The sequence below is a fragment of the Candidatus Macondimonas diazotrophica genome, assembly GCF_004684205.1.
GTDB classification, from domain to species: Bacteria; Pseudomonadota; Gammaproteobacteria; order UBA5335; family UBA5335; genus Macondimonas; species Macondimonas diazotrophica.
On the sequence record NZ_SRIO01000033.1, the window covers coordinates 1 to 6,602 of the forward strand.

A 6,602-nucleotide genomic window follows, 5' to 3' on the forward strand; every position below is an offset into this window, starting at 1 on the left:
TCACACATCTTGCGGCGACCCTGCGAGACGGAGACCGCGAGGCGGTTTATCAGGAACTGGCACGCATCTGCCGCGAGTACGCCAGCGATGCAGCAAGGGCAATGGCTCAGCGTGAATTGGGGTATGACAAATGAGTCGTGATCTTGACGTGGTGACGATAACGGGCGAGGAGTACGACAACCTCCTGGATTCCTCCGAAGAATTGCGAAATGCGAAAGCTAAGATTGAGCGTATGCAAGACGCGTTGCAACAGGCGGTGAACGAGGCGACGCAGGAAGAACGCAACCGGTGCGCCGAAATGGTTCCTACAACCTGGCTCGATCCTCTTTTGACTGGTGATCACGCGGCCCTTCCGAAAGTCGGAGAAAAGATTAACGGGCTCCACATTGAGGCGCTTCTGTTGGGAATACGGGATCGCATCCGTGACCGCTAACGACCCGCATAAGGCGCAACGCTTTTTGTTGTCGCCTTGATGCACTTGTTAGGCGACTTTGGAGGAAATATGGCAATACAAGTAACGATAGATGACGCTCGGAACATAACGCTTGACGATCTCATATCTCTGGTGCCGGACAGTAGGGCCGCAAGAGAAGCTATGAATAATCGAGCACAAATTGAGTATATGTGCTCTGAAATTGCTGCGGCCCTGTGTTTATCAAAAGATACGCCGGCAGGGACGATCCAGAGCGTCCGTGAGCTTATGGAACATTGTGAAATACTTAGAGCCGACAGTAAGCGACTAAAAGCCACTGAAGCGGATGCACTTTCAATGGCGCTTCGGTTGCTCGGAGAGGATGAAAGCACGTTTTCTCCCGATGTGGCCGAGGTGATGGATAGATGGGGGCCATTAGCATTGGCGGCGCTAGATCACGCTGCTGGGAGTAGACCATGAATAAGAAAATTAGCCAAGGGTTTTCTAAAGGTCCTGTTGAAGTCCTGTGTGACGAAATAGGCGCGGTATTCAATTCGAACATGGAGACTATACCTGTATTCCTGTCTTTTATAACTGTGCTAGTTGCCGAGATAGAACACGAGGCAATCATGAATGCGAAAATACACAAGTCTCAGGTAGAAGAAAAATTGCAGCAAGCGTTTGTTGACATGGATGAACTATTGAGTGCTACGGAGTATAACCAAATCATGTATCTGGCAGATCAATTTTGTATCCATGAAGCCCCAAGTCATTTATTGCGGCAGTGCGCTGTTGCTGTCAAATTCGGCCTAGAACGCCCATGCAAATCGAGACATGCAGCGGACGCCGCAAAAAATATTTGCAGGCACATATACGGATATAGTATGCACGACATAATGATCAACGAATTTGAGAATCAGTGGGTAAGAGATAAGTTCTATGATTCTCTCGGTAGACTGGCGGGGGAAGTGAGACTAGAAGGATATTCCGCCTAACGTCTAATTTCACCCGCGCCCTGCACAGCGGCCAGGGCAAGCGCCGAACTTTCAGGCGTCGGGTGGAAATTTTTGTTGGCCGCTTGGAGTATGACTGAAGTGAAAGACCAACACGAGAAGATCAAAGGCTACCGCGACCTCAGCCAGGAAGAGATCGACCTAATGAACGAAGGCAAGGAGCTGGCCGAACAGTGCGGCGCGTTCATTGCCAAGCTGGAGGCAACCGAAGGCACGGACAAGCGTTCCGTCGCCCTCGGCAAAACCAACCTTCAGCAGGGGTTCATGTGGGCGATCCGTGGCGTGGCCCAGCCTACCACCTTCTGACCAACTGCCGCCACTGGCTACGGCTGGTAGCGGCTAACTAGTAGTTAGCTTATCGTATGGGGTATGACAAATGATTGACGAAAAAACGGCCAATCTAGTTAAAAAAAGAGTTTATGAATGGCTTCCTGATCTTGTTGGGACTCAAGATCAGATCGATGAGGCTGAAAAAGTAAGGATCGATAAGGCGTTTGACCTTGTCTTGCTTTCGACAGCGATCAGATTCAGCCCGGACATCTGCGACGAATTAGAGCGTGAAATTCTATTGCTGATAGATCAAAAAATTGACAGGACGGACGCCATCGAATGGATTCATGACGCTGACACGAATTTCAACTTTCAGTGGGTAGTCAATCAAATAACGAGGCCTGATCAATGAAATCAAAATCAGATCTTGCCAAAAACGCGCGTATCATCAGTATTGATATCGCTTACTCAGCATATGAATCGGCATTGAAGCGGAATGCGAGCCGAGACGTCATTGAATACCGTCGAAAATGCTACGCGGAAGCTGTAGCAAACCACGTCGAACGCTCCGCATAAGCCGCGTAGCGTAGCGGAGTCGGCTTGATGCGGTTGTTAGGCGATTTTGGAGGATGAGATGAGCGACGATTATTACTACAGCGGGCAGTATGCCGAAGAACAGGCCGAGGCCGATGCGCAGGCAAAAGAGTTTGCGCACCGACCTGGGCCATGGCATGTCAGCGAGCACACCGAAGGAAGCGAGGCGCTAATTTACGACGCCGATGGGTTTGAGGTTGCGCGGGTGTGCTACCCAAACCGGAATGCGGACGCGAGGCTGATAGCCGCTGCGCCCGGACTGCTGAAAGCGGCAAGCGCTGCATTGCATTACATGCGACTGCACAAGTACACGGATCAGGCATGGGCTGATGATTTGGAGGCAGCGATTGCTGCGGCCTTGCCCTCCAACGCCTAGCTTAAGCCGCGTGCCCGGCTTTTCGGGCACGTCGGCTTGAAGCGCTGGTTATGCCAGCGCATTACCAAAGAGGAATGATTAATGGAAAAACTGGACGCTGGACAAAAACACTTGCTGAAACTCGTTGACCGCGAAAAGGATGGTGATGGCTGGGCGAAGGTGAGTAGCTTGGTGATGCCGCTGCTGGAAACCAATATGCCGCCCGAGCTTATTGAAATCGCCAAGGACAATAGCGGAGCCGGCCGAGCGCGACTAACGCAACAAGGACGCGGCATCGTGGATGCGATGGCGTGGATGTCGTGAGGCATAACGCAAACTTCAAGGGGATGAAAATGCAAACTCAGAAAACTAATCAGAAAAACAAGCCGACAGCCGCGCCAGCTGAAATTATTCTTTACCGGGCAGTAAGCCTTGCACGCCGGCTGATGGACGAAAACCCTGATATGCAGCCAGACAAGGCAACTTCAATTGCGAGCATGTCAGGTAATCTTGACGGCTATTGGCGTGCTCGAGTTTTTGAGTGGGTCACGTCGGCAACGATCGGCTGCAATCGCAGGAATGCCCAACGATGATTCATCCTATCCCAAGAGCATTTTACAGCGACATCGAAACGAATGATTGGCTTTTTGAACTGATTTCATCTGGCCATATCATGTCCGGGGCCGTCAGTTGCGCCAGTATCTCAGATCTGACTGCATCAGACCTTGCTGGATACACCCGCATCCATCTTTTCGCTGGCATCGGCGGATGGGACCTCGCGCTGCGCATGGCCGAATGGCCGGATGATGTCCCGGTATGGACAGGATCTTGTCCGTGCTTCCCGGAAGGAACCCTGGTTTTAACTAAGCGAGGTTATATTCCAATCGAGTCGGTTAAGGTCGGCGACAACGTATTGACACATAAAGGGCGCTGGCGCTCTGTTCAGGCAATCGGGTCGGATGAGGCTGATATGGTGCTGGTCAAGGGGCAGGGGCATTGGGGCCTGCTGACTACGGCGAACCATCCATTCCTGACAGGCTCGGATGAATGGACCGCGGCAGGAAGCCTAGCCGGCAAGAGATGGCGTACAGTCGCCGCTGTTCCACCAAGCCAAATCCCTCAGATTGAAAACAACCGGGGAGTGATTCTGGAGCGCGGACGGTGGCGCGCGACAGGATGGAAGGACGGGCGCACCGTCTACCTAGGCCGCTTCAAGTCATACGATGATGCGGTTCGGTGCCGCGAACGAGCGCTGATCCAGGGCCGAATAAACGCGAGAGGCGCTGACGGCGCGGATGCGACTACTCTGGGTTTTGCGCGTTTCCTTGGCTACTGGCTTGGCGATGGATGGACCAGCAAAGACACCGTATTTCTTTGCGGAGCAAGGGGCGATGCTCCGATTCTGAGTGAAATCATGACCGAGGCAGGCCTGACATGTTCACCATCAATAGAGCGCACCAGCGCTCGCGCTCGATGCGGGTCCAAATCTCTGGTTCGCTGGCTCAGCGAACACTTCGGTGCAACGGCATCCGGCAAGAGAATTCCCGCATGGGTTCATGGCGCACCGCCTGAGTGGCGCCGAGAATTTCTGCGTGGCTATCAGGAGGCTGACGGGCATCGAGAGCCTGGGGTAGAAAGGTTCACAACCATTTCGCGCGCAATTGCCGTTGGCGTCCGAGTTTTGCTGAATCAGGACGGGCGGTCCGCTTCCATCGCATGGCATCAAACGAAGTCCAGAGCCATCCAGGGGCGTAATGTCTCGACCGCCGGCGGATTCTATCGAATCACTGCATACGAGCGATCTCGTTCTTTCTCTTTCAATGATTTGCATGGAATTGGATATGTGCGAACAGTTAAGACTGCTGGCAGAGGAACGGTTTTCAACATCGCCGTAGAAGAAGATGAAAGCTATACCGCAGACGGAATAATAGTGCACAACTGCCAGCCTTTTTCGACCGCCGGAAAAAATAAAGGGACTGATGATGAACGACACCTCTGGCCAGAAATGCTCCGCCTCATCCGAGAGTGCACGCCTGCAATCATCTTTGGAGAGCAAGTTTCAAGCCGAGCTGGACGTGAATGGCTCGCAGGAGTACGTGCTGACCTGGAAGCGCTGGGATATGCCGTCGGGGCCGCCGATCTGTGCGCTGCGGGCGCGGGCGCGCCACACATCCGCCAGCGGCTCTACTGGGGCGCTATACGGCTGGTCGACTCCGAGCGCGCGCGACTGGAAGGACTCTGCCGGAATGAGTCGTACCGGAACGAATCCGGACGGATCACAGCGGACTCGGCTCGATCAACTGCCGAGACAGGCGGCGCTTTACCAGGAAACGCCTGGGAAGACTGCCGAGTCATCGTCGGCGCCGACGGAAAGGCGCGACGCATTGAACCCGGCATTGAGCCGCTGGCTGATGGGATATCCAATGGAATGGTGCATGGCATCGCTGATAGCGTATCCGACGAAGTCAACTCGACGCAGCAAGCGCGAAAAAAGCGCATCGCAGGATACGGGAACGCCATAGTCCCGCAGGTCGCGGCGACTTTTATCCGCGCATTTGTTGAATCAATCTGAAATTTTCCGCAAAACATAAGGTGAGGGATCTTAATGTCCGGGTACTATTCGGAAATTAACGCCCCATGCGATGCGATCTATGAAGTGGCATGTGCTATGGATAATCAAGATGTTCCGCTTGAGGATTGGCCTCGTAAAATTATAGATGCCCTGTCAAAGGCTGGATATGCTGTCGTTCCTACGGCGATTCCTGATAGCTCGCTAGGTGAAGCGGCCATGATGCTAGATGCAACAGGAAACCCAAAGCATCTATGGGATTTTTTGCTCGCCAATACGCGTGCTTAGTTGAAAGATGCCGGCGACTATTCGGCCGCCGGCCATCTATCAGCGTCGAATGATGCGCAGGATCGATTCGACAGCGGCCTTGATCATTGGCTCGAGCTTGTCCCAGCTGACACCAAGCTCTTTTGCTTGAGTGACGGCCGCTTTGACGGCATCGAGTACGATTTGCAGCTTGTCTGCGCCGGTCCCCTCGCTAGAAGGCAGATCGTCGAGCTTTTTCACAAGGTCAATGATCAGCGGAAGAACCTGGACAAAAACTTTAAGCAATTCAATGTAATGCATAATTCACGACTCCTATTTAGTCTGGCGAGGTGTTGATAATGAGCTCAGAAACCAAGTATATCGTTCTGGATACATGGGCAGGCCGCCGCTATTACGCCGTCGAGGTGGTTGGCGAGACTCCCAAAAAATTGCGAGTTCGTATTCTCACTCCTGGAGGTGTCATGTGTCCGGGTCGTCGCTACTTAAATTGCGGCGATACTCTTTTAGTTCCAAAACAGGCAGTTGTTGACGCCCCAAAAGATGATCGAAAGATTGAACAGCGGCAATGTGACGCACATTTATCAGGTTGGCGTTTACCAGTTTCAGCCCCACCTTTACGCCTCCTATTTCAGACGGACAGATGTTTTTGCCCTGATTCGTCCGATCAGAGCAATCAAGCCAAACACGGCAGTTAGCAGAGAGGTGACGTTCTCGGTCAGCAGGTTTTTTGCCTCCTGATCCAAATCAATCTGCAGAGCTGCCAGGATGATCGTTATCAGTGCGCCGACAACGCCCATCGATAGATACCACGGTTTACTTGTCATCATAGCCTTCATCCTCCATCACTTCGCGCCACGATGATCGAGACGAATATTCTGTCCCGCATCCAAGGCAACGGCAATTGCCATTGATCAAAACGCTGAACGCCCAGCAGCCGCATTCGCAATTAAGCGCTTCATCGTCTGTAACGACCCCGCGGCGCGCGCCTTTTTGCTCGCCGCATTCCGGGCATTCAAAAACAGTTGTGCCGGCCGGAGAAATAGCGACCCACTCATGCCCACATCCGATGCATTTTGCTGGTCCGGCAAGGTGCGTCCTCTTGTCGTGCAGCTGAACTACGTT

General features: G+C 53.0%; 14 protein-coding genes. 10 read left to right on the plus strand and 4 right to left on the minus strand.

The annotated features are described in order from the left end of the window. Nucleotides 1-130: 130 nt before the first annotated feature. The 10 genes from E4680_RS13230 to E4680_RS13275 all read left to right on the plus strand — a co-directional run bounded on the left by E4680_RS13230 (nt 131) and on the right by E4680_RS13275 (nt 5,501). Complete coding sequence (locus E4680_RS13230; RefSeq protein WP_135282896.1) at nt 131-433, plus strand: hypothetical protein; 303 nt, start codon at nt 131-133, stop codon at nt 431-433. A gap of 69 nt (nt 434-502) precedes the next feature. Continuing rightward, nucleotides 503-892, plus strand: coding sequence for a hypothetical protein (locus tag E4680_RS13235; RefSeq protein WP_135282897.1), 390 nt, complete (start codon nt 503-505; stop codon nt 890-892). After that, nucleotides 889-1,407 (plus strand): hypothetical protein, encoded by a 519-nt coding sequence (locus E4680_RS13240; protein WP_135282898.1) that lies wholly within the window; start codon nt 889-891, stop codon nt 1,405-1,407. The genes E4680_RS13235 and E4680_RS13240 overlap by 4 nt, the downstream gene beginning before the upstream one ends. Before the next feature lie 90 nt (nt 1,408-1,497). Next, nucleotides 1,498-1,731, plus strand: coding sequence for an Acb2/Tad1 domain-containing protein (locus E4680_RS13245; protein WP_240696201.1), 234 nt, complete (start codon nt 1,498-1,500; stop codon nt 1,729-1,731). A gap of 70 nt (nt 1,732-1,801) precedes the next feature. Further along, nucleotides 1,802-2,107 (plus strand): hypothetical protein, encoded by a 306-nt coding sequence (locus E4680_RS13250; RefSeq protein WP_135282899.1) that lies wholly within the window; start codon nt 1,802-1,804, stop codon nt 2,105-2,107. 222 nt (nt 2,108-2,329) lie between these two features. Further along, the gene (locus tag E4680_RS13255) at nt 2,330-2,665 is read left to right on the plus strand and encodes a hypothetical protein (RefSeq protein ID WP_135282900.1); all 336 of its coding nucleotides are present in this window, start codon (nt 2,330-2,332) and stop codon (nt 2,663-2,665) included. An 81-nt stretch (nt 2,666-2,746) separates the two neighbouring features. Next, nucleotides 2,747-2,968 carry a hypothetical protein gene (locus E4680_RS13260; protein ID WP_135282901.1) on the plus strand — a complete coding sequence of 74 codons (222 nt, stop codon included), beginning with the start codon at nt 2,747-2,749 and terminating at the stop codon, nt 2,966-2,968. Nucleotides 2,969-2,997: 29 nt separating this feature from the next. Next, on the plus strand, nt 2,998-3,237 hold the full coding sequence (locus E4680_RS13265; protein WP_135282902.1) for a hypothetical protein: 240 nt from the start codon (nt 2,998-3,000) through the stop codon (nt 3,235-3,237). Continuing rightward, on the plus strand, nt 3,234-5,216 hold the full coding sequence (locus tag E4680_RS13270; RefSeq protein ID WP_135282903.1) for a DNA cytosine methyltransferase: 1,983 nt from the start codon (nt 3,234-3,236) through the stop codon (nt 5,214-5,216). Before E4680_RS13265 ends, E4680_RS13270 begins: the two co-directional genes overlap by 4 nt. 33 nt (nt 5,217-5,249) lie before the next feature. Then, on the plus strand, nt 5,250-5,501 hold the full coding sequence (locus E4680_RS13275) for a hypothetical protein (protein ID WP_135282904.1): 252 nt from the start codon (nt 5,250-5,252) through the stop codon (nt 5,499-5,501). A gap of 39 nt (nt 5,502-5,540) precedes the next feature. Here E4680_RS13275 and E4680_RS13280 read toward each other — a convergent pair whose 3' ends face one another. From E4680_RS13280 to E4680_RS14350, 4 genes are all read right to left on the minus strand, one after another. Then, on the minus strand, nt 5,541-5,780 hold the full coding sequence (locus E4680_RS13280; RefSeq protein ID WP_135282905.1) for a hypothetical protein: 240 nt from the start codon (nt 5,778-5,780) through the stop codon (nt 5,541-5,543). Nucleotides 5,781-5,939: 159 nt separating this feature from the next. Then, entirely contained in the window at nt 5,940-6,092 is a 153-nt protein-coding gene (locus E4680_RS14140) for a hypothetical protein (protein WP_167792519.1), read from the minus strand. Nucleotides 6,093-6,103: 11 nt separating this feature from the next. Then, nucleotides 6,104-6,307: a hypothetical protein gene (locus E4680_RS13285; protein WP_135282906.1), complete on the minus strand. Its 204-nt coding sequence runs from the start codon at nt 6,305-6,307 to the stop codon at nt 6,104-6,106. After that, nucleotides 6,294-6,602 (minus strand): hypothetical protein (locus E4680_RS14350; protein ID WP_205688938.1); only part of this gene is annotated, 309 nt, incomplete at its 5' end. The genes E4680_RS14350 and E4680_RS13285, both read right to left, overlap by 14 nt.

Bases quoted from the DNA above. Each gene is read 5' to 3' on its own strand.
- E4680_RS13230 (WP_135282896.1), top strand. From the start codon at position 131: ATGAGTCGTGATCTTGACGTGGTGACGATAACGGGCGAGGAGTACGAC.
- E4680_RS13235 (WP_135282897.1), top strand. From the start codon at position 503: ATGGCAATACAAGTAACGATAGATGACGCTCGGAACATAACGCTTGAC.
- E4680_RS13240 (WP_135282898.1), top strand. From the start codon at position 889: ATGAATAAGAAAATTAGCCAAGGGTTTTCTAAAGGTCCTGTTGAAGTC.
- E4680_RS13245 (WP_240696201.1), top strand. From the start codon at position 1,498: ATGACTGAAGTGAAAGACCAACACGAGAAGATCAAAGGCTACCGCGAC.
- E4680_RS13250 (WP_135282899.1), top strand. From the start codon at position 1,802: ATGATTGACGAAAAAACGGCCAATCTAGTTAAAAAAAGAGTTTATGAA.
- E4680_RS13255 (WP_135282900.1), top strand. From the start codon at position 2,330: ATGAGCGACGATTATTACTACAGCGGGCAGTATGCCGAAGAACAGGCC.
- E4680_RS13260 (WP_135282901.1), top strand. From the start codon at position 2,747: ATGGAAAAACTGGACGCTGGACAAAAACACTTGCTGAAACTCGTTGAC.
- E4680_RS13265 (WP_135282902.1), top strand. From the start codon at position 2,998: ATGCAAACTCAGAAAACTAATCAGAAAAACAAGCCGACAGCCGCGCCA.
- E4680_RS13270 (WP_135282903.1), top strand. From the start codon at position 3,234: ATGATTCATCCTATCCCAAGAGCATTTTACAGCGACATCGAAACGAAT.
- E4680_RS13275 (WP_135282904.1), top strand. From the start codon at position 5,250: ATGTCCGGGTACTATTCGGAAATTAACGCCCCATGCGATGCGATCTAT.
- E4680_RS13280 (WP_135282905.1), bottom strand. From the start codon at position 5,780: ATGCATTACATTGAATTGCTTAAAGTTTTTGTCCAGGTTCTTCCGCTG.
- E4680_RS13285 (WP_135282906.1), bottom strand. From the start codon at position 6,307: ATGATGACAAGTAAACCGTGGTATCTATCGATGGGCGTTGTCGGCGCA.